Raw genomic sequence first — 21,344 nt, forward strand, 5'->3', positions numbered from 1 at the left:
TATGAATATGGGCAAAGGAGTAAACCAACTTGGCGGAATACTCGCGATGTTGGTAACGCCCTCGCTGTTCGCATTTGAGCTTGCGGGGCAATTGAATGTTGAGCATCGACAATTTCTCTCTCACGGGCTGCAAGGGCAGAGTAAAGGCCAAAGCTCTGTTGTAGTTCAGCCTGAATTTTACTGGGACTTCCAAAGCGGAGATAGTAGCTTCACCTTCACACCGTTTTTTCGAGTCGATAGCCTCGATGATGAAAGAACCCACGGTGACATTAGAGAAGCGCTTTTTCTCACGTATTGGGCTGATTACGAGCTTAGAGTTGGGATCAGTAAAGTGTTTTGGGGCGTCACCGAGTCCGCACATCTGGTTGATGTTGTGAACCAAACAGATGCTGTGGAAGCGGTTGATGGCGAAGATAAACTGGGTCAGCCAATGGTACACTTTACGGCGATTAAAGATTGGGGCGCTTTTCATGCCATGGTACTTCCTTATTTTCGGGAGCGTACTTTTGCTGGTCAAGACGGACGTTTACGTACGGAGCCTGTTGTTTCTGACAACGCTATTTATGAATCGAGTAGGGAAGAGAAATACATTGATGTGGCATTTCGATATTCCAAAATGCTGGGTGATTGGGATATTGGTTTGAGCTATTTGTACGGGACCAATCGAGATCCCTATTTTCGATTCGAGCAAGGTGAACTCAAACCATATTATGCGCTGATGAGTCATGTCGGTATTGATGTTCAAGGCATTGTCGGAGATTGGTTATGGAAGCTTGAAAGTGTATATCGAGATAGTTATGACCATCATGTCGGCGCGGTGACTGGTTTCGAATATACCATCGTCGGCGCTTTTGATACGGTTTGGGATGTCGGCCTTATTGGAGAGTACCTCTATGATAGTCGGGGAAATAACGCACAGAACATCGGTCAAAATGATGTGTTTGCAGGTGTCCGCTTTGCCTTAAATGATGAGGATGGAACTGAAATTCTCACTGGGATTACGCAAGATTTGGATAACTCAGATGTTTATAACGCAAAGTTAGAAGCCTCTAGCAGAATATCGAACCATCTGAAGTGGCAAGTTGATGCGTGGTTATTTAAAAATGATACGCCGACAGACTTACTTTATTTTGCTCGAGACGACGATTTTATTGAGCTCTCTATACAGTATTATTTTTAGATTTGCTGAATTGCTTAGCGAAAATAATCCATCATGGAGATCTTTGTCATTATTTTGACTACTCAGTGAGGCGTTAGAAAACTTTTATCGTTACTATTCCCTGCATTTATTGTGGTATTTCAGGTTGCGGCATGGTGACTTGATATAGACTCGTCGATATTGGGAGTAGTAACGTTGAATTCATTTCGTTGGGACATCTATTTTGAAACAGGAATCGAAGATGTTGACGATCAACACCAGTATCTCGTTGAGTTTATTAATAAGTACGGCAAACTTTTGACGCGAAACACGATTTCGATAGCGGATATTCAGAGCGCGTTATTTGAACTCTCTCGTTACGCCGAATTTCACTTCAAAGAAGAGGAAAATTTAATGAGAGAAGTGGGGATTCATCACGAGCATCTCCAAAAGCATATTCAAGTACATCGCACTTTTATGGGTGATATTGTCAGCATGCAAAGTTTTATTAACGAAGATAATCGGCAATCAGCGGAGCAGTTGTTGGATTTTCTCATTCATTGGTTGGCGTACCACATTCTTGGCATCGGTCAAAATATGGCGAAACAGATCAAAGCCATCGAACGAGGCGTTTCTCCTTTAGAAGCTTATCGCGAACAAGAGCAGCAAGCTAACGCGTCTACCGAGCCATTACTAGAAGCACTCAATGCGCTGTTTTCTCAAGTGTCCGAACGTAATCGTGATCTCTTAAAACTCAATTTGGAATTAGAAGAAAAAGTAGAAGCAAGAACGAACCAGTTGTTAACGGCAAATAAGCAGCTGGAAGCGCTGTCATTAACGGACTCATTAACTCAACTTCCTAATCGACGCAGTGCAATCAAAACATTGAAAAAGCTTTGGGATGGCACGGAGCACAAAACACTGCCTTTGGTTTGTATCATGATTGATGCGGATTATTTTAAACAAGTCAATGATACGTGTGGGCATGAGGCCGGAGACTTGGTGTTAATCGAGCTTGCACAGGCACTTAAATATCATTTTCGTAGCGATGATATTGTGTGCAGATTGGGAGGTGATGAGTTCTTTGTTATTTGTCCAGACACAGGACTGGACGGCGGGTTACATGTTGCGGAAATGGTAAGAAAACAGGTGTCTCAAATGCTCGTTCCAACGTGTTATGAACCGTGGAGAGGTAGCATCAGTGTTGGCGTTGCAGAGCGAACAGAAAACATGAGTACGTACACCGATTTGATTCGCGCAGCCGATGAATCCGTTTATTTAGCGAAGCAAGAAGGTAAAAATAGAGTTCGGGCTGTTCAAAAGTACGTAACGCTAGAGCCGGTTTCTGTCCGACAAAACTAATCAGTTCAGAATGATTTGAATGGTGAGATTCTGCTACCAAGTTAATGCATTTTCCCCTTCTATGTTTGTAAGCTTATTTATGAAACTGGTGCTTGTTACACAGGCGCTTGCACACTGTTAAGTTCGATAACAGTGCTTTTTTTACGTTTTTGTGTTCTTTTTATTCAATAACCTCTTCTTTTCATAATTCAATTTGGCATTGGTGTCTGGTTTGGCTACTATGTACAGCTATCAAAAAACCAATCACTCCCTTATGGACACTACCAGCAGGTAGATGAGGAAACGATGCAACATCTAGAAGAGATCATTGCTAGCGCGAGCACTGCAATTGAAGCTGCCGAATCGCTAGTCGCACTTGATGAAGTGCGTGTTCAGTATCTGGGTAAAAAAGGTGAGCTAACTGCTCAACTTCAAAGCCTAGGTAAACTACCACCAGAAGAGCGCCGTGAAGCTGGTCAAGAGATCAACAAAGCGAAAGGCGTAGTTCAGCAAGCTATCGCAGCTCGTAAAGACGCACTACAACGTGCAGAGCTTGAAGCGAAACTAGCAGCAGAAACAATCGACGTAACACTACCAGGTCGTCGTATTGAAAACGGTGGTTTACACCCAGTAACTCGTACTGTAGAGCGTATCGAGAAGTTCTTTGGCGAACTTGGTTTTAACACCGAAGCAGGCCCAGAGATCGAAGATGCATTCCACAACTTCGATGCGCTAAACATCGCCGCTGATCACCCAGCGCGTACTGACCACGATACTTTCTTCTTCAATCCAGATTTGATGCTTCGTACTCATACGTCAGGCGTACAGATCCGTACGATGGAAAATGGTAAACCACCATTCCGTTTCATCGCACCGGGCCGTGTATACCGTAACGACTACGACCAAACTCATACCCCAATGTTCCACCAAGTGGAAGGTATGCTGGTTGATGAGAACGTAAACTTCGCACAGCTGAAAGGCATTCTGCACGATTTCCTATGTAACTTCTTCGAAGAAGAAGTAGAAGTACGTTTCCGTCCATCTTACTTCCCATTCACTGAGCCTTCAGCAGAAGTAGACGTGAAAGGCAAAAACGGTAAATGGTTAGAAGTACTAGGCTGCGGTATGGTTCACCCGAACGTACTACGTAGCGTAGGCATCGATCCTGAAAAATACTCTGGTTTCGCATTCGGTATGGGTGTTGAGCGTCTAACAATGCTTCGTTACGGCGTGAACGACCTACGTGCGTTCTTCGAGAACGACCTTCGTTTCCTAAAACAGTTCAAGTAATCCAGAGGGTTCATCAACATGAAATTCAGCGAATCATGGCTTCGTGAGTGGGTAAACCCTGCGGTTACTACTGACGAGCTAACTCACCAAATTACAATGGCCGGCCTAGAGGTAGACGACGTTCTTCCTGTTGCTGGTTCTTTTACTGGCGTTAAAGTCGGCCACGTTGTTGAATGTGGTCAACACCCAGATGCAGACAAACTGCGCGTAACTAAAGTTGATGTTGGCGAAGAAGAGCTTCTAGACATCGTTTGTGGCGCGCACAACTGTCGCCAAGGTCTGAAAGTAGCAGTAGCAACAGTTGGTGCTGTTCTTCCTGGTGATTTCAAAATCAAAAAAGCGAAACTACGTGGCCAACCATCTCACGGCATGCTTTGTTCATTCACGGAACTAGGCATCGACGTTGAGTCAGACGGCATCATGGAGCTAGCAGAAGACGCAGTAATCGGTACCGATTTCCGTGAATTCCTAGGTCTAGACGACGTAACTGTAGACGTTGACCTAACAGCAAACCGCGCTGACTGTTTCAGCATTCGTGGCCTAGCTCGTGAAGTCGGCGTACTTAACCGCGCTGACGTGACTGAGCCATCAGTAGAAGCAGTAGCGACTTCAATCGAAGACAAAGTGTCTATCGAAGTGAAAGCACCTACTGCATGTCCACGTTACCTAGGTCGTGTGGTTAAGAACGTAAACGTTCAAGCTGAAACGCCACTATGGATGCAAGAGAAATTGCGTCGCTGTGGTATCCGCTCTATCGATCCTGTAGTAGACATCACTAACTATGTTCTTCTAGAGCAAGGCCAACCAATGCACGCGTTCGATCTAGCGAAGATCGAAGGTGGCATCGTAGTTCGTATGGCTGAGCAAGGTGAGAAGCTAACACTTCTTGATGGCAGCGAAGCAGAACTAAACGCAGATACACTAGTAGTAGCAGACAACAACAAAGCACTTGCAATCGCAGGTATCTTTGGTGGTGAAGAGTCTGGTGTAACAACTGAGACTAAAGACGTTCTACTTGAGTGTGCATTCTTCGCGCCTGACCACATCCGTGGTCGTGCACGTAGCTACGGTCTGCACACTGATTCTTCAATGCGTTTCGAGCGTGGTGTGGATTACGCACTACAAGCGAGCGCAATGGAGCGCGCAACTCAGCTTCTAGTTGAAATTTGTGGTGGTGAAGTTGCACCTGTTGTTGCTGTAGAATCTGAAGCAGACCTACCTAAGCCAAACAAAGTTGCACTACGTCGCACGAAACTAGACAACCTACTAGGTCACCACATCGCTGATGCTGATGTAGTAGAAATCCTAGAGCGCCTAGGTTTGACTGTTGAAGCTTCAGAAGAAGGTTGGGCGGCAGTAGCGCCAACATGGCGTTTCGATATCGCTATCGAGCAAGATCTGATTGAAGAAGTTGGCCGTATCTACGGTTACGACAACATTCCTAACCAAAACCCAGCAGCAGCACTTAAGATGCACAACCACGTTGAAGCGGATCTTCCACTGAAACGCGTTCGTGATCTTCTTGTTGACCGTGGTTACCACGAAGCAATCACATACAGCTTCGTTGAGCCTGAGCAGCAAAAGCTAGTTGTACCTGGTGTTGAGCCTCTAGTACTTCCAAACCCAATTTCTGCAGACATGTCAGCAATGCGTCTTGGTCTTATCCAAGGTCTGCTGAACACGGTTGTTCACAACCAGAAGCGTCAACAGCCACGCGTTCGTCTATTCGAATACGGCCTACGTTTCATCCCATGTGAATCTGCAGAAAACGGCATGCGCCAAGAGCCTATGCTTGCAGGTGTTATTGCTGGTACTCGCGGTGAAGAGCACTGGGATATCGAAACTAACACTGTTGATTTCTTCGACCTTAAAGGCGACCTAGAAGCAATTCTAGAACTGTCTGCTAACGAAAAAGCGTACTCTTTCGCTGCACTGTCACCTGAAAGCAAAAAAGCTAACCCAGCTCTTCACCCAGGTCAATCTGCGGCAATCATCGTAGATGGCAAAGAAGTGGGCGTGATCGGTACTGTTCACCCTGAGCTTGAGCGTAAGTTCGGTCTAAACGGTCGCACAATCGTATTCGAAATCGAATGGTCTGCAATCAACAGCAAAGTGATCCCAGAAGCGGTAGCGCTTTCTAAGTTCCCTTCAAACCGTCGTGATATCGCAGTAGTCGTGGACGAAGCTGTTGCATCTGGTGACATCGTTAACGCTTGTCTAGAGCAAGGTGGCGAGTTCCTTAAAGATGCGAAGCTGTTCGACGTTTACGTAGGTAAAGGCGTTGAAGAAGGTAAGAAGAGCCTAGCTATCGCTCTGACTCTACAGTCACTCGAGCGTACGCTTGAAGATGCAGACATCGCTGGTGCGGTTGATGCTATCGTTACTCACGTATCTGAGAAGTTTGGTGCAGCTCTACGCGACTAATTAACGCAGCGTAACAAACTTTTTAAGAGACTGAAAACCCTGCCAAATTGGCAGGGTTTTTTTATGCCTATTCCACTCATGCAACCATAGATTGTGAAACAAGATTACATAGAAAGATAGTGTCGAAAATCCGAACCTTCAGGTTTGCCTACCAACAGCAACGATGGACTCTCAAGGTTCACTTACGCCAACGACAGCGTGTAACTTAGGAGCAATGGCAACGTCAATACGCTAAAGAAGTTCCCAAACAACACCATGGATGCCACTGTCATCGGTTCGATATTCAGTCGCTCTGCAAATAGATAATTCATGACCGCTGGAGGTAGCATGGTGAACAGCACCATCATTTGTAGTTGCATGGTTGGTAAAGGAATAAACCAATAAATGATTGCAAACGCGATTGCGCCAGTCGTTAACGATTGAACGGTACACAAAACTCCAACTTTTAATCCATCCAGTCTTAGATGGCACATTTGTGAGCCAAGAGAAAGCAGCATTACCGGAACAGCGGCTTGCCCTAGTAGTGCTGTTGCTTCATACAACGGTGTCCACGCGCCAATACCTGATAAGTTCAAACATAATGCGAGTGACGCTGATAAGAAAATTGGCATCTTTATGATTTGTTTCAATGGATTACCGTTACTTAACAACATCACACCTACGCTGATATGTAAGCAAGTTGATACTACAAACAGCAGTACAGCAGAAGAAAGGGCAACTTCGCCAAATGTATAAGTGAACAACGGTATCGCAAGGTTCCCGCTATTTCGAAACATATGAGGTGGAGCCCAAGCTTTAAATGCTAGCCCAGTGATTTTACAAATCGGAATCATGAGTAACCCCGGAATTAAAACCGCAATGATGGCGGCTAAGAGCAGGGGACCTTGTTCAGAGTCGAGCGGCATGCTCACTAATGAGGAAAACACCAGAGCTGGCGTGAATACATCGATATTAATTCGATTTATAGGGCGAAAATCAGGTTTGATATAGCGCCCGACAAGATAGCCCACACCGACAAGAGCGAACACAGGAAAAAGAATATTAATGATCTGATTAATCATGGTCGCCTTAGTGTATATGAGGTAGATGTGCGCTTAGTTGGTTAATCAACTAAGTGGTAATCACAGTATCAAACCTTCATGCATTGCGTCATGGTGAAACAATGAGAACCGTGGATTAAATCAAGCTTTCTCAAAGCACATTAGCTATATGGAGTGGTCGTACCTTTGAACTAATTGTTACGTATCAAGTTACATACAAATCACTGAAATACCGACAAGTTTTATGTCATGTGTCTGTAAAATAGCCAATCTCTGATATTTTTATTAAATAGTGATTAATGTTGTTTTGTTATTGTTGTTTAGTCATATTGACTGGATATTTTTTGTAATTAAGCATTCACTAAACAAAAAATATTGAAATGTCGCTATTTAACAATAATTTATACATCGGCATTCCTTTTATTCGCAAAGAAAAAAGTTGGCGAAAATCATAAGCTTGTCATACACTTCCTGATGTAACCCCGATATGTTGTTGAATTGGTAGGGTAAAACTGCTCTGGCGCTACACTAGGTAGCATTGTTTAACATAGCTTTGAGGAAAGTTTTATGGCGCTCACAAAAGCCGAATTGGCAGAAAACCTGTTTGATAAATTAGGATTTAGTAAACGGGACGCCAAGGAAACGGTGGAAGTGTTCTTTGAAGAGATTCGTAAGGCACTGGAAAGTGGCGAACAGGTAAAACTGTCAGGTTTTGGTAACTTTGATCTTCGTGACAAGAATGAACGACCTGGTCGTAACCCGAAAACCGGTGAAGATATTCCAATTACTGCTCGACGTGTAGTGACGTTTCGCCCGGGCCAGAAGTTAAAAGCTCGTGTAGAAAATCTAAAAAAAGAACAGTAAAACCAATCAAATAGATCACGCTTAGTCGTGGTCTTTTGTTATGTATGAAATTTGATGTTTTCATACAAACGAAAACCACCGCATTGCGGTGGTTTTGTTGTTTCTCAGGCTGCGTTTTTGTTTATGCCGCTTCTAAATGCGTCGTTAAGTAAGGCTGCCATGCTTGTTGGTATAAGTTTTTCGCTTGGCTACGCATATTCTTAATGGAAGCCATTTCAATCTCGCTTAGATTTCGCTTTTCCATTGATGCTTGACGTTCAAGCTTTTGAATTTGCTCATACAGGTCGTGTTCAGGACCATTTTTTACATCCGCAATCGCTTTTAAGTGCAGCTGTACTTCTGCAATCAAATTCGTTTTTGGCAAACGGACTAACAAGTTCAGATCACGGTAGCCAGAAGGGCCAGGTTTCTTAAAGCGGTTTTTGACTTTAACGATAGTTGTTTCGCGCTCTAGCGTTTCGTAAATAGAGACCAAACTTGCCACATCTTCCGCCACAATAGTCGCACGAGCTAAGTCAGTAATGCGTTCTACTTGGCCATCCAGTTCATGTGTGATTTTTTCTTCGGCGCGATGTTTAGATTTTACGCCAGCGAAATATGGCTTAGCATCGTTGAGTAGAGCGGTACTTTTACAAATGGTTTCAAGCTCGAATTGGGCTTGATGCGCTTTGCTGTAAAGAATATCGAAATCTGAATAAGGCTGGGTTGGACGAGAATCGATGGATTGGATTCCATACAAGCCGCTAAGGCTGTGTTTAAATAGTTTAGAACAAACCTCGTTTTGACTAGGGGAACGATTTTGTTCATTACTTGGGGCATTAGGAAGTGCGGCGAATGCTGGCGCACGGCTTAGTACCAAAAGCATCAATGCTGTAGTACGTAGAAATAAGCTCATTCACTCTCCTTAACTTGCTTGCACTTAGAAAATGGGAACGTAAAAGTCGCTAAGACTGGGCAAATTAGGTACTAACTTATTTATGGGGACTTTCCGAAAGATCCCAAGGCTAAAAATTAACCTTTTGGAGGAATCGTGCGTTAGATCACCATTTCTCTTTTCTTTATTCTGCTTAGAGAATAAAGAGTTTGTTCTCCAAGGAACGATGACATCCTATCATCGCCGTATTAACCAAAGATGAACGGCATAGACAAATTTAAAAAAATCATTAGTCTTACCCCACAAAACGAAAATCAGCCAACAAGTAGAAAGTAAGAATGAGAGATCAAGAATTTTGGCACAGTAAGTGGGCCAGTAATCAAATCGGTTTTCATTTGGAAGATGTGAACCCTCTATTGCCAGCGTGCTGGCACCATGCGAATCCGAAACGTGAAGACAAAGTCTTGGTTCCTTTGTGTGGTAAGTCTGAAGATCTCGTTTGGTTAGCAACGAAACATGATTCTGTGGAAGGGGTTGAGCTGAGCCAAATAGCGGTGCGTTCTTTCTTTGCTGAACACTTTTATACACCAACTGTGACCCCAATTAGTGGTATGCATGAGTTGTATCAGTTTGATGAACTGTCGATTTATACTGGTGATTTCTTTACGGCTCCGGTTTCTCAAGCCGATATCGTTTATGATCGCGCTGCGTTGGTGGCTTTGCCGCAAGATATGCGAGAAGAGTACGTAGCGCGCTTGAAGCTGCTTTTGAATCCGGGCGGTCGTATTTTGCTTGTGACATTGAACTATCCGCAAGAGGAAATGGCTGGTCCTCCATTTAGTGTGCCATTGGAAGAAATTCAACAGTTGTTTGCAGGCTACAAGGTAACATGCTTAAACGTCGATCAAGCTGATGAACATCATCCAAAGATCGCGAAGAAGGGTTTAAGCCGCTTCTCTGAAGAAGTGTACTTAATTGAAGCTCAGTAAGACGATTTCCGTACTAGTGAGTTTATGAATAGAACTCGCAAATAAAAGAAAAGCGCAGCGATATAAAGCTGCGCTTTTTTTGATTGTTGAGAACTCAAAGATTAGTAAACGATTTTTACTTTCTTTGCGTTTTCGACCGCGTCTTGAACAGACTCTTCAATAGTTTTACGGCGAGTTAACACGACACCCAAACGACGACGACCATCGATTTCTGGTTTGCCAAATAAGCGCACTTGAGTTTGAGGTTGCGCTAAAGCCTTCGCAAGGTTGTCGAAACGAATGTCCGTTGATGTGCCTTGACCTAGGATCACCGCTGATGCAGAAGGGCCATACTGAACGATTTTGTTAATCGGCATTCCAGTAAATGCGCGAACATGAAGAGCAAACTCGGACATCTCTTGAGAGATCATCGTAACCATGCCAGTGTCATGCGGACGAGGAGACACTTCATTGAAAATAACCTTGTCACCTTTAACAAAGAGCTCTACGCCGAAAATACCGTACCCACCTAAAGCGTTTACGACTTTCTCTGCCGTGTACTCTGCTGCTTTGATTGCATTTTCCGACATTGCTTGTGGCTGCCATGATTCACGGTAATCACCATCTTCTTGACGGTGGCCAATTGGCGCACAGAAGTGAACACCGTCCACTGCTCTAATGGTCAACAAAGTAATCTCGTAATCAAAATCGATAAAGCCTTCAACGATGACTCGACCTGCGCCAGTTCGGCCGCCTTCTTGTGCGTAGTCCCATGCTTTTTCAATATCGTCTTCCGTTTTGATGACACTCTGTCCCTTGCCAGATGAACTCATGACAGGTTTGACCACACATGGGATACCTACGTGCTCTACTGCGGCTTTAAAGTCATCGTAGTTGTCTGCAAATCGGTAAGGGGAGGTGGATAGGTCTAGTTCTTCTGCGGCTAAGCGACGAATACCTTCACGGTTCATTGTGAGCTTGGTCGCTTTCGCAGTTGGCACAACATTCAGGCCTTTCTCTTCAAGGTCGACAAGTTTATCGGTCGCGATAGCTTCTATTTCTGGAACAACGTAAGCTGGCTGCTCTTTGTTTATGATCTCTTCTAGAGCTTTACCATCCAACATATCAAGCACGTAGCTACGATGAGAGACTTGCATCGCAGGTGCGTCTGCATAACGGTCACAAGCAATCACTTCTAGACCTAGTCGTTGGCATTCAATTGCCACTTCTTTACCAAGCTCACCAGAGCCTAATAGTAATACACGGGTAGCATTTGCGCTGGTTGCAGTACCGAACATAGTGTTCCCTTACAAAATAAAGTGATGAGACAGAAATTGCAGGGGATCATACTGATTTTTCATTGTGAAGCAAACGTTTGCTTGTGGTTTTTTGTCAATAAAAAAGCTCTACATGTTGTAGAGCTTTTAATGACATATTAGTGAATTTTATACGTTAACAAAACTGACTGGAATATCTGGGTTTAGCGCTTCTAACGTAGACTGTGTGTCTGCTAGGTGACTGATTTTACCCTCAGAGTTTTCCACTAGAGCGGCAGCCTTAATGCTGTCGAAGGTTTCGCCTGCCAACAACACTTGAATCAGTGCTACTTGTAGCGGTGGAAGGCTTGGGTTAAATGCGGCGTTTTCTGCATAAGCACCTTTAAACACACGACCGTTCGCGAGCTCTAATGCTAAACCACTGAGGTTACTGGTGTACGGCGCATGGCTCATGTTCATCGCTTCGACGGCTTGTTGAATCAATGCGTCTTCATCATCACACACAAATTGGTGTTTTACTTCGGCCATCAAACCAGATTCAATACCAAGGTCTGCTGGACCAAAAGCTTCTGGTAAGTATTCATGTAATGACTTTTCGTCGCGCTCAGGTAGCTGAACTTTCAACTCTTTAGCAGTCGACAGTTCGTTCATGAACTGGCGGCAGTGACCACAAGGGCTAAAGTTGATGGTGATGTCTTTGACACCATGTTCGCCTTTCATCCAAGCGTGGCTAATTGCAGATTGTTCTGCGTGAACAGTTTGGCCTAACTGAACACCAAAGAACTCCATGTTTGCACCAAAGTACAGACGGCCAGACAAGCCGCGAACAATTGCACCAACATAGAACTCAGAAATAGGAGCGTAAGAATATGCAGCGGCAAAAGGAAGTAGAGCAACACGCAGCTCTTTATCTGATAGGCTGGTAGCTGAAAGCAATTGCTCAAACTGCTGCGCTGAAAGAGTAGCATCAAAATCGTCGGCGAGGACGATAGGAGCAAGTTGTTTTGAAAGTGCTTCAGGAGCGCTTGCTAGCGCCTGTTCAATGCGACTTTTCATGTTGAATCCTTGTTATTGCATGGACAGTTATTCTATGCAAAGGAGAGAAATGTTCCGTGCTTTGGATCACGTTAAATAATGCAATTGATATTTCTGTTACATAATTAGAGTGAGCTCACACATGTATTCGATTGCAATCGTGTTGAGCGTTAACTTCGTCTCATAAATAACTATATCAATGGATATTCATATACCCAAGTAATGAAAATATGCTAGCAGCGAAAGATAGTGTTTAGTATGAATCTTGTTAGAGCACGTTAGATGGGAAGTGTGCTTTGTAGCGAAAAGCGTTTTCAACGGCGCACTACGATGAGAAAAGGAAAGTGACGGCCTGTCGGAAGGAGGACAGACCGTCACAATGACTTATTGATATAGCCAGACTGCTAAACCAAAAAAGCTCGGAGCGAGAATGGAGGTGATGATGCCGCATAGCACCAACGCTAACGATGAAAATGCAGCGTCGCCAGGTTGTTTCTCTGCGCAAGTCGCAGTACCAAGCGCGTGCGATACTGTGCCCATCGTCAAACCACGAGCAATTGGATGCTTAATGCCGATTAGGTTGTAGATTGGGTACGCCAAAATAGCGCCAAGAAGACCTACGATCAGTACTAAGATTGCAGCGACTGCCGCTTCGCCACCAAGGTGGCTTGAGATTTCCATTGCAATCGGAGTGGTCACTGACTTACCTACTAGGCTCGCGATTAAACTGATGTCAGCTTTAAATGCAACGGCGATGAGGGTTGTGGTTGCCATTGACATAATACTACCGAGCGTACAAGCAAACGTTATGATTCGCCAGTTGGCTTTGATTTGAGGGAGTTGCTCGTACAAAGGGTAAGCCAACGCTACAACAGCTGGTTGTAGTAAAAAGCTGATGCCTTCGTTGTCGGCGTAGTATGTCTCAAACGGTACATTGAGGTACGTTAATAAAGGAATCAGTACTGCAATACTTATCAACAAAGGGTTTGCAAGTGGGCTGTTGATCTTAATTGCGATTTGGCGAGCAATCAGGAAAACGACAATAGTGACAATTAACCACATATTAATGTTTCTCCTTTAGCAAGTAGTCCAGTAGCCAAGCAAGGCTGACCAAGACAATGAGTGAACCACCGACTGCACTAGCTATGATTGGCAATGCATTCGCAAGTAGCATATCGAAGTGCTGCATGAGTCCCACACTGATTGGGACAAATAGTAAGATCATGTAGCGAATGAATAGCGTTGCGCCCGGTTTGACCCAATCCACTTTGACAAGGCCAAGTGTCATGGAGAAAAACAGTACAAGCATACCGATGACACTTCCGGGAACAGAAACGCCAGTGAATTTTTGAATAGTAATTCCGATTCCAAGTGCTCCCATGATGAGGAAGAGGGAGATGAGCAGTTGGATCAGTTGTAAGAATCGATCTTTTATCATTTTGACAGCATATAAACGACAAGCACACCATAAGGTGCGCTTGGATAAGTAGAAATTAGGAGGCTAGGCTCTCTACATAACGGTAAACGGATTTTAATATTGCAATCTTCTTTTCGTCACTTTCATGTTCGTGAACTAAGTTTTCTAAATTCAGCATATACTCTTCGATTTGGCTTTCAAATACCTCTCGGCAATGAAGTGCCCAGCGTCGTTGCTCTTGCTCATCGAGAGTGCTTGGGAAGTTACGAGCACGGTATCTGAATAGCAGCGGTTTGATGCGTTTATCGTCAAACTCGATATCTAAGGCAGCAAGATTGTTTGGATCGGTTTCGCGGATAATATCCATCGCTGCACGGTCAGCTGGAGAGAAGAACCCATCGTAAAGTTGAGTGTCCACATCATCGCTTTTTTCAAATTGACGTTCGATAGAGAACAAGCCGATTAGTTTTTCTCGAATCTCAGGGTGCTGGCGAAGTAGTGCCAAATTATCGAGACACTTCTGACGATCAATACCGATGTTTTCTGCGTTTTCCGCCGTCAACGTTTTCGCTGGTGCTAAAATAGGGCACTTATTGAGGTGAACCAGTTTCACCGGTACGGGTAGTAGGTCGCCGAGGTCTTCACGCTTGGTGTAGAGACGTTCGTGCAACTCTTCGGTTGAAAGTTCAAGAATTGGCTGCGGATCTTTGGCTAAATCAATCGTAATAACCGCGTTGTTATTCGTTGGATGCCACGCGACAGGCACAATCCAGCTGGTGTATTGGCATTCGCGACCTAACATGCCTGAGACATGCATCAGCGGTGTCATGTTTACAATATCAACCAGTTCATTCAGCTTACGTTTGTGGCGCATAGAGAAGAAGTAATCGAACAGTTTTGGCTGTGCGGCTTTGACTTTCTTTGCCATCTCAATCGTTGCGACAACGTCAGCCATCGCGTCGTGCGCATTACTGTGCTCAATGCCATTTTTAACCGATAAATGTTCTAACTTGAAACTGGTGAAGCCGTCTTCATTCTCGGGCCATTCTACGCCTTCAGGACGCAACGCATGGCATGCACGCAATACATCGAGCAAGTCCCAACGCGAGTTGCCGTTTTGCCAGCTCCACGCGTATGGATCGATAAAGTTGCGGTAACAGGTGTAACGCGTCACTTCGTCATCAAAACGAATGCTGTTGTAGCCTAGGCTGGTGGTTTTGGGTTTCGATAACTCGGCGTGAATCTTAGCAATAAACTCAGGCTCAGATAGGCCTTCTTGCATCGCCTTTTGCGGCGTAATACCCGTAATTAATGCAGCTTCCGGAGAAGGTAGATAATCAGCAGGAAGCTGGCAGTACATCACCAGAGGTTCGCCGATGATATTGAAGTTTTCATCTGTGCGAACACCAGCAAATTGGCTTGGACGATCTTTCGCGGGATTTGTACCCCAAGTCTCGTAGTCAAAGAAGAAAAAAGTGGGCTGATTATCTTGGTGCATTCTGCTTACCGTTTACGGAACCGATAAGAGTATTAGACCATTCAACGCCTTGACTAGCAACGAAAGATGCAAGGTGAAGTTGTGAAAATGAAAAAGCCGATGGCGAACCATCGGCTTGAAGTTTTGCATTTGTCTGCTTAGGCAGCAAATAAGGGTTAGGCTTTCGTTTCTTCAAGAGCCGTTTCAGCTTCTGAGGACTTCAACACTCGGCTTGCAATGGTGCCTGCCGTCATTGAGCCAGAAACGTTCAGCGCAGTACGAGCCATATCAATCAGAGGTTCAATTGAGATCAAAAGTGCAGCGATCGTTACAGGCAAGCCCATTGCTGGAAGAACAATCAATGCCGCAAATGTTGCACCGCCACCAACGCCCGCAATACCAAACGAGCTGATAGTAATGATCGCAATCAGAGAAAGAATGAAGTTTACGTCTAGTGGGTTAATACCCATTGTTGGGGCTACCATCACAGCTAGCATCGCAGGGTAGATACCCGCACAACCATTCTGACCAATTGTTGCACCGAAAGAAGCAGATAGGTTCGCGATCGCTGGTGGCACATTGAGCTTGGTCACTTGCGCCTCAATATTCAATGGGATGGTTGCCGCCGAACTGCGAGATGTGAACGCAAACGTCAATACAGGCCAAATTTTCTTGAAGTATTCAACAGGGCTAACGCCAACGAATGAAACCAAAATGCCGTGCACAACAAACATCAAACCAATAGCGACGTATGACGCGACGATAAAACCAAGTAGGTTTAGGATGTCGGATGCATTTGAGGTTGCAACCACTTTCGCCATCAATGCAGCAATACCGTAAGGTGTAAGCGCCATGATCATTTTTACTAAGCGCATAACGATAGATTGAGCCGCTTCAACAAACGTGCGAATTGGTGATTCCAATTCCTCTTTTTCTATCATTACTTTGCGAGCTGCAATACCAGTTAGTACACCAAAAATGACAACAGCAATGATTGAGGTTGAGCGTGCTCCCGTTAAGTCTGCAAATGGGTTTGTCGGAATAAAGCTTACTAGCATTTGTGGAATGGTTAGATCGCTTACTGTACCCGCTCGGCTTTCAAGAACCGCAATTCGAGCCGTTTCACGAGCGCCTTCAGTTAGCCCTTCCGCTGACAGACCAAACGCAGAAGTAACAAGAATACCGATCAAAGCCGAAATTGCTGTGGTGACTAGCAACACAGAAATCGTCAGACCAGAGATTTTGCCAAGTGAGCCACCTTTCTCCAGTTTTACTACCGCAGAAATCATCGAAACCAACACAAGTGGCATGATCACCATTTTTAGCAAGCCGACATAGCCGCTACCAACAATACCAACCCATTCTAGTGTTTTCGAAATGACGTCGCTGCCTTCACCGTGAATAAGCTGAAGAGCCAAGCCAAAAAGAGAGCCAGTAACAAGACCAATTAAAACGAGACGAGAAAGGGTGTTCTGTTTTTGTTGCTGGGTAAAAAGAAAGAATAATATGCCTATAAACACGGCAAGAGAGGCTATCACTGCAAAATCCATAATCTGACCTTATCAATCTGGCGTGAAACGCCGACTGTTTTTTATACGGGGTTATATACTGATGCCGTAAGATAACGCTCAGGATATAACTTTAAAAATGACAAACAGGTATTAGATAGATCTAAAATGAATATAAAAATGAGAGATAAATCTCGTGAACTTACTGTTTAGCGTGATTTTTAAGCAAAATGACTAGTCATAATGATGCAGTAGGTCGAGCATTTCTTTTCTTTGTAGATAAACAACCGAATTTTCCTGATAACTGTAAACTTGATAAATCATCGCTTTGGCCACTTCTTCGGCTTTAATCGGCAGAAAGTTAGACAATTTCCCTATCATAAGTGGGCGAATGACTTTGAATAAAGCTTGAACAAGCTTTTCATCACTTCGCGGGTGATCGCGTTCACCAACTAAAGGGCCTGGACGCACAAACACCACTTCATCAAATCCCATTTTTTCAATGTTCTGCTCCATTTGTCCTTTGCAAGCAAGATAGTGAGAAGGAGAGGAACGGTTGGCACCTAAACTAGACACCACCGCAAGGCGTTTTACGCCGACCATTTTCATTTGCTGTGCGACCGAAGTGACCAGTTCGACATCGACTTTACGTAGGTTTTCTTTACTGCCTGCTTGCTTGAGAGTCGTGCCCAAACAAATGAAACCTATATCGGGCGTTGTTTGATTTTCATTCCATTGATGAATAGTGAGCTCTGCATCAATGATTGGAATGATCTTGTTTGTTGGGTCATAAATGTCTTTAAGTGGGCGTCTGGAGAGGGAGTACAAATGAGAAATACCTGACTGAGCAATGAGGTTTTCGACCACTTTGCTGCCGACTAACCCAGTTGCGCCAGCGATGATTACGCAAGTGTTAACATCGTTTGTCATTGTATGCTTCCTCTTTAGAGAACAAGTGCTTAGGCATTAGTAGCTTATGCCAACACGCTGAAAGAGCAAGAATAAGCCGCAACTAACCATCAAATTTGTGCAGTGGCGAGCTCGATATCGCATGTTAAAAAAAGACCCGTTATTTACGGGTCTTAGGCTCAGGAGAGTGATAAGGGAATTGAGCGCCGGGTTTTGCGCTGCGGTTTGGGCTTGCTTCTCTTAGCAGGGCGACGACTTTGATTGGCAAACATAATTCTCTCTCCATTTTATTGGGACAAGTTAATTCAAGCATTTGTTGTGCCAATCGTTGAATTTATTAGGTGTTAGACATGTTATAAATGCTTGTTTTTAGTCACTTTGGTTTGTTTTTTTGGTTATAGATTTCAATGGTTTGCTTGGTTGTATGGGCTTGGTTTTTTGTGCCGGATATCCAGGTGATATGTATTCGTATCACTTTTCTATTTATGTAAAAACAGCCACCTAGAATCATATTCTTGTCAATATGACAGTCAGAATGCTAAAAACATCAGCAAAAAGAGAAAATCAGATGAAATAGAATGAAAGAGGCGTACACTTATTCTCTCATTCGTCGTCAGCCTTTTATCTTGTCTCGTCGTAATGCATACGCAACTGTAGACAACGTTTCTATCGAACGAACACCAATTACTTGAAGGAATACCAAACATGGATTGCTCTTTTTCCGCAGATATTCAAACGCGCATTGATAACAAAACCAAACCCTTAGGTGCTCTAGGGTTGCTAGAAAAAGTCGCATTGCAGTTAGCGTTGATTCAAAGCCAAGATCAAGCACAAGCCGTTGAAGAGATTGTTATTCGCAAGCCAACGATGTTGGTGTTTGCTGGCGACCATGGTGTTGCGAAAGAAGGCATTAGCATCGCACCGAGTGAAGTTACCCAGCAAATGGTTGCAAACTTCCTTGCTGGAGGTGCGGCAATTAACTGCTTTTGCGATGTAAACCAAATCGAATTCAAAGTGATTGACTGCGGTATGCTTGCGCCAATCGAAGTCATGGTTCCTGAGTTTAAATCTCATCCGAATTTAATTGAGCAGCGTTTAGGAAATGGCACTGCCAATTTTTCAAAGCAAGCGGCGATGTCTTCTGAACAAGTAGCGCTTGGTTTGGAATATGGTGCAAGAGTGGCGCAAAGCACCATCTATTCAGGATCTAACTTACTGATGTTTGGCGAGATGGGCATTGGAAATACCAGCTCGGCTTCCGCATTATTGGCGGCACTCAGCCCGCTTGAGGTAAACCACTGTGTTGGTCTTGGTACGGGCATCAACTCAGAGCAGTTGAGCCGAAAGTTAAAGTTGGTTGCTCAAGGGGTAAGTCGTTGTCGAGGTCTAGACGCCAAAGCTGTATTATCGCAAGTTGGTGGATTTGAAATCGTACAGATGGTTGGGGCGTTCCTTGAGGCGAAGCGTTTGAAAACGCCAGTGCTTGTCGATGGTTTTATTGTCTCTGTCGCGGCGTATGTTGCCACGTTACTAGATGAAGAAACACGTGACTACATGCTGTTTGCACATCGTTCAGAAGAAAACGGACACAAGTTTGTGTTGGAGTCATTAAAAGCCGAACCTTTGCTGGATTTAGGGCTCCGCCTCGGTGAAGGAACAGGTGCTGCGTTGGCAATGCCGCTATTGAAGGCCGCTGCGCAGTTCTATAATAAAATGGCCAGTTTTGAGAGTGCAGGAGTAACGGTTTAGTGTCTGAGTCAAAAAGTTCAAGACAAGCAACGCTACGCTATCAAATGGAGCTATTCCTCTTGGCTGTGAGCTTTTTTAGCCGCTTGCCTGTACCGAGTGACTTACCTTACAGCGAAGAGCGTATGAATCAAGCCGGGCGATATTTTGCCTTGGTTGGTGTGATTCTTGGTGTGCTTTGCGCGCTTGTGTTCTACTTCACTCAACTTATTTTCCCTGATTCTGTTGCTATTGTATTAACCATGGCGTTCAGCCTGTTGCTCACCGGTGCTTTTCACGAAGATGGTTTGACTGATATGGCGGATGGCATTGGCGGCGGTATGACGGTTGAACGTCGTCTTTCTATCATGAAGGACAGCCGCATCGGGACTTATGGCGCCGCAACATTAGTGATGGCGTTGTTGGCTAAGTTTGTCCTTTGGAGCGAGTTGGTGCATTTGCCTGATTTTTGGCTCGTTATTGTTGTGGCCTACACCACGAGTCGTGCCCTCGCTGCAACGCTAATTTACGACATGCCTTATGTGAGTGACAGTGACACCTCGAAAAGCAAGCCGCTTGCGAGCAAACAGTCCTCGTCTGAAGTTGCCATTTTGCTGTTTACTGCGGGCGTGGCTTCGCTCTTTCTCGGGGTAATACAGGCATCATTTATCGTCATCGTTTTGTTTGCATTTCGATTTGCATTCAAACGTTGGCTGACTAAGCGCATTGGCGGTTTTACTGGCGATTGCTTAGGTGCAGCGCAGCAGCTTTCTGAACTCTTGGTTTACCTTACTCTAATCGCGTTTTATCAAAATATATGAAGCAGTTAATTCTCGGTGGTGCTCGTTCAGGAAAATCGAAACTTGCTGAACAAACCGCAAGACAGTTATCCGAAAAGCAGAACAAGTCATTACATTATGTCGCTACTGCGTTGCCATTTGATGATGAGATGCGAGAGCGGATTAAGCATCATCAAGCTCAACGTGGGGAAGGGTGGCATGAACACGAATGCCACCTTCGACTTCCTGATTTACTTGCTCATTTTGATGCTAATGACGTTGTATTGGTTGATTGCTTAACGTTGTGGCTGAACAACTGGATTTTTGAGCTAGGTGAAACCTGCAGTAACGAGTTATTAGAACAAGAGATAGAAAAGCTCACTCAAGCGGTTGAAAATTCTCGCGCGACACTGATTTTTGTCTCTAACGAGGTGGGAATGGGCATCGTGCCGCTGGGTGCTGTGAGCCGCTATTTTGTTGATAATGCAGGGCGCATGAATCAACAACTTGCTCAAGTATGCTCTCGAGTAACGTTTGTTGCGGCAGGGCTGCCATTGGTTCTTAAAGAATAGGATACGAAGGTAATGAAAACGCTCAATATCTATCTTATGCGTCATGGAAAAGTAGACGCCGCGCCTGGCTTACATGGTCAGACTGATCTCAAAGTGAAAGAGGCCGAGCAGCAGCGAATCGCCATGGCTTGGAAAACCAAAGGATACGACGTAGCGGGGATAATATCGTCGCCGCTTTCTCGTTGTCACGATTTGGCGCAAATATTAGCTGAGCAACAATTGTTGCCAATGACCACCGAAGACGATCTGCAAGAAATGGACTTTGGTGACTTCGACGGCATGCCATTTGATTTGCTTACTGAACATTGGAAAAAACTCGATGCCTTTTGGCAATCACCCGCTCACCATTCGTTGCCTAATGCCGAGAGCTTAAGCACATTTTCTCAGCGCGTTAGTCGCGCTTGGTCTCAAATCATTAACGATATCAATGACAACTTGTTAATTGTCACGCATGGTGGCGTAATTCGAATAATTCTCGCTCATGTTTTGGGCGTGGATTGGCGCAATCCTCAATGGTATTCGACATTGGCGATAGGAAATGCCTCAGTCACTCATATAACAATTACTATTGATGACCAAATTTACGCCTCAGTTCGTTCAATAGGCGTGCCTCTTGTAGAAGATTAAAATCAGGCGCTGTTGGCCTTCAACGTGAAACAAATCAAGGAAGAAAAGCAGCCCTAGTCATGGAAGAAATCGGCTTCCT

Annotated in this window: 19 protein-coding genes; 10 read left to right on the forward strand and 9 right to left on the reverse strand. The window is 44.5% G+C overall.

The genetic code is table 11. From position 1 onward, the window contains the following. The first annotated feature begins 7 nt into the window (after positions 1–7). From DYB02_RS07710 to pheT, 4 genes are all read left to right on the forward strand, one after another. Positions 8–1,180 carry a hypothetical protein gene (locus DYB02_RS07710; RefSeq protein ID WP_031822854.1) on the forward strand — a complete coding sequence of 391 codons (1,173 nt, stop codon included), beginning with the start codon at positions 8–10 and terminating at the stop codon, positions 1,178–1,180. Positions 1,181–1,354: 174 nt separating this feature from the next. Next, on the forward strand, positions 1,355–2,500 hold the full coding sequence (locus DYB02_RS07715; protein ID WP_029804779.1) for a GGDEF domain-containing protein: 1,146 nt from the start codon (positions 1,355–1,357) through the stop codon (positions 2,498–2,500). Positions 2,501–2,785: 285 nt separating this feature from the next. Next, a complete protein-coding gene (gene pheS, locus DYB02_RS07720) occupies positions 2,786–3,769 on the forward strand; it encodes a phenylalanine--tRNA ligase subunit alpha (protein WP_005385470.1) in 984 nt (327 codons plus the stop codon). A gap of 18 nt (positions 3,770–3,787) precedes the next feature. After that, complete coding sequence (gene pheT / locus DYB02_RS07725) at positions 3,788–6,193, forward strand: phenylalanine--tRNA ligase subunit beta (RefSeq protein WP_029804780.1); 2,406 nt, start codon at positions 3,788–3,790, stop codon at positions 6,191–6,193. A gap of 182 nt (positions 6,194–6,375) precedes the next feature. Here pheT and DYB02_RS07735 read toward each other — a convergent pair whose 3' ends face one another. Further along, on the reverse strand, positions 6,376–7,254 hold the full coding sequence (locus tag DYB02_RS07735) for an AEC family transporter (protein WP_029804698.1): 879 nt from the start codon (positions 7,252–7,254) through the stop codon (positions 6,376–6,378). A gap of 546 nt (positions 7,255–7,800) precedes the next feature. Between DYB02_RS07735 and ihfA the strand changes: the two genes are divergently transcribed. Continuing rightward, entirely contained in the window at positions 7,801–8,097 is a 297-nt protein-coding gene (ihfA, locus tag DYB02_RS07740; RefSeq protein WP_005462650.1) for an integration host factor subunit alpha, read from the forward strand. 121 nt (positions 8,098–8,218) lie between these two features. Here the strand turns inward: ihfA and DYB02_RS07745 are convergent, their stop codons facing one another. Next, entirely contained in the window at positions 8,219–8,992 is a 774-nt protein-coding gene (locus DYB02_RS07745; protein WP_025508862.1) for a nucleotidyltransferase family protein, read from the reverse strand. A gap of 317 nt (positions 8,993–9,309) precedes the next feature. On the opposite strand from DYB02_RS07745, the gene DYB02_RS07750 reads away from it, so the two are divergent. Beyond that, the gene (locus DYB02_RS07750) at positions 9,310–9,960 is read left to right on the forward strand and encodes a thiopurine S-methyltransferase (RefSeq protein ID WP_029804699.1); all 651 of its coding nucleotides are present in this window, start codon (positions 9,310–9,312) and stop codon (positions 9,958–9,960) included. A gap of 101 nt (positions 9,961–10,061) precedes the next feature. Here DYB02_RS07750 and purT read toward each other — a convergent pair whose 3' ends face one another. The 7 genes from purT to DYB02_RS07785 form a co-directional block, all read right to left on the reverse strand. Further along, on the reverse strand, positions 10,062–11,237 hold the full coding sequence (gene purT, locus DYB02_RS07755; protein WP_029804700.1) for a formate-dependent phosphoribosylglycinamide formyltransferase: 1,176 nt from the start codon (positions 11,235–11,237) through the stop codon (positions 10,062–10,064). Positions 11,238–11,384: 147 nt separating this feature from the next. Beyond that, positions 11,385–12,272, reverse strand: coding sequence for a cytidine deaminase (gene cdd / locus DYB02_RS07760; protein ID WP_021822781.1), 888 nt, complete (start codon positions 12,270–12,272; stop codon positions 11,385–11,387). A 363-nt stretch (positions 12,273–12,635) separates the two neighbouring features. After that, positions 12,636–13,313, reverse strand: a complete 678-nt coding sequence (locus DYB02_RS07765; protein WP_005454891.1) for an LrgB family protein — start codon at positions 13,311–13,313, stop codon at positions 12,636–12,638. A gap of 1 nt (position 13,314) precedes the next feature. Continuing rightward, positions 13,315–13,689: a CidA/LrgA family protein gene (locus tag DYB02_RS07770; RefSeq protein ID WP_005455074.1), complete on the reverse strand. Its 375-nt coding sequence runs from the start codon at positions 13,687–13,689 to the stop codon at positions 13,315–13,317. Between the two features lie 55 nt (positions 13,690–13,744). Continuing rightward, the gene (sbcB, locus tag DYB02_RS07775) at positions 13,745–15,166 is read right to left on the reverse strand and encodes an exodeoxyribonuclease I (protein ID WP_025605651.1); all 1,422 of its coding nucleotides are present in this window, start codon (positions 15,164–15,166) and stop codon (positions 13,745–13,747) included. Positions 15,167–15,321: 155 nt separating this feature from the next. Continuing rightward, positions 15,322–16,695 carry an L-cystine transporter gene (locus DYB02_RS07780; RefSeq protein ID WP_024701129.1) on the reverse strand — a complete coding sequence of 458 codons (1,374 nt, stop codon included), beginning with the start codon at positions 16,693–16,695 and terminating at the stop codon, positions 15,322–15,324. A gap of 192 nt (positions 16,696–16,887) precedes the next feature. After that, entirely contained in the window at positions 16,888–17,583 is a 696-nt protein-coding gene (locus DYB02_RS07785) for an NAD(P)H-binding protein (RefSeq protein ID WP_017448627.1), read from the reverse strand. A 684-nt stretch (positions 17,584–18,267) separates the two neighbouring features. On the opposite strand from DYB02_RS07785, the gene cobT reads away from it, so the two are divergent. The 4 genes from cobT to cobC are packed head-to-tail and all read left to right on the forward strand — an operon-like array spanning position 18,268 to position 21,265. Beyond that, positions 18,268–19,311: a nicotinate-nucleotide--dimethylbenzimidazole phosphoribosyltransferase gene (gene cobT, locus DYB02_RS07790; protein WP_029804701.1), complete on the forward strand. Its 1,044-nt coding sequence runs from the start codon at positions 18,268–18,270 to the stop codon at positions 19,309–19,311. A gap of 44 nt (positions 19,312–19,355) precedes the next feature. Further along, a complete protein-coding gene (locus DYB02_RS07795; RefSeq protein WP_031822847.1) occupies positions 19,356–20,108 on the forward strand; it encodes an adenosylcobinamide-GDP ribazoletransferase in 753 nt (250 codons plus the stop codon). Further along, positions 20,105–20,638, forward strand: coding sequence for a bifunctional adenosylcobinamide kinase/adenosylcobinamide-phosphate guanylyltransferase (cobU, locus tag DYB02_RS07800; protein ID WP_025636347.1), 534 nt, complete (start codon positions 20,105–20,107; stop codon positions 20,636–20,638). Before DYB02_RS07795 ends, cobU begins: the two co-directional genes overlap by 4 nt. A gap of 12 nt (positions 20,639–20,650) precedes the next feature. Next, positions 20,651–21,265, forward strand: coding sequence for an alpha-ribazole phosphatase (cobC, locus tag DYB02_RS07805; protein ID WP_021453329.1), 615 nt, complete (start codon positions 20,651–20,653; stop codon positions 21,263–21,265). The last annotated feature ends 79 nt before the right edge of the window (positions 21,266–21,344 follow it).

The organism is Vibrio parahaemolyticus, assembly GCF_900460535.1.
Lineage (GTDB): Bacteria > Pseudomonadota > Gammaproteobacteria > Enterobacterales > Vibrionaceae > Vibrio > Vibrio parahaemolyticus.

Coding starts and splice junctions, on each gene's coding strand:
- DYB02_RS07710 (WP_031822854.1), top strand. CDS start 8: ATGGGCAAAGGAGTAAACCAACTTGGCGGAATACTCGCGATGTTGGTA.
- pheS (WP_005385470.1), top strand. CDS start 2,786: ATGCAACATCTAGAAGAGATCATTGCTAGCGCGAGCACTGCAATTGAA.
- pheT (WP_029804780.1), top strand. CDS start 3,788: ATGAAATTCAGCGAATCATGGCTTCGTGAGTGGGTAAACCCTGCGGTT.
- DYB02_RS07735 (WP_029804698.1), bottom strand. CDS start 7,254: ATGATTAATCAGATCATTAATATTCTTTTTCCTGTGTTCGCTCTTGTC.
- ihfA (WP_005462650.1), top strand. CDS start 7,801: ATGGCGCTCACAAAAGCCGAATTGGCAGAAAACCTGTTTGATAAATTA.
- DYB02_RS07745 (WP_025508862.1), bottom strand. CDS start 8,992: ATGAGCTTATTTCTACGTACTACAGCATTGATGCTTTTGGTACTAAGC.
- DYB02_RS07750 (WP_029804699.1), top strand. CDS start 9,310: ATGAGAGATCAAGAATTTTGGCACAGTAAGTGGGCCAGTAATCAAATC.
- purT (WP_029804700.1), bottom strand. CDS start 11,237: ATGTTCGGTACTGCAACCAGCGCAAATGCTACCCGTGTATTACTATTA.
- cdd (WP_021822781.1), bottom strand. CDS start 12,272: ATGAAAAGTCGCATTGAACAGGCGCTAGCAAGCGCTCCTGAAGCACTT.
- DYB02_RS07765 (WP_005454891.1), bottom strand. CDS start 13,313: ATGTGGTTAATTGTCACTATTGTCGTTTTCCTGATTGCTCGCCAAATC.
- DYB02_RS07770 (WP_005455074.1), bottom strand. CDS start 13,689: ATGATAAAAGATCGATTCTTACAACTGATCCAACTGCTCATCTCCCTC.
- sbcB (WP_025605651.1), bottom strand. CDS start 15,166: ATGCACCAAGATAATCAGCCCACTTTTTTCTTCTTTGACTACGAGACT.
- DYB02_RS07780 (WP_024701129.1), bottom strand. CDS start 16,695: ATGGATTTTGCAGTGATAGCCTCTCTTGCCGTGTTTATAGGCATATTA.
- DYB02_RS07785 (WP_017448627.1), bottom strand. CDS start 17,583: ATGACAAACGATGTTAACACTTGCGTAATCATCGCTGGCGCAACTGGG.
- cobT (WP_029804701.1), top strand. CDS start 18,268: ATGGATTGCTCTTTTTCCGCAGATATTCAAACGCGCATTGATAACAAA.
- DYB02_RS07795 (WP_031822847.1), top strand. CDS start 19,356: ATGGAGCTATTCCTCTTGGCTGTGAGCTTTTTTAGCCGCTTGCCTGTA.
- cobU (WP_025636347.1), top strand. CDS start 20,105: ATGAAGCAGTTAATTCTCGGTGGTGCTCGTTCAGGAAAATCGAAACTT.
- cobC (WP_021453329.1), top strand. CDS start 20,651: ATGAAAACGCTCAATATCTATCTTATGCGTCATGGAAAAGTAGACGCC.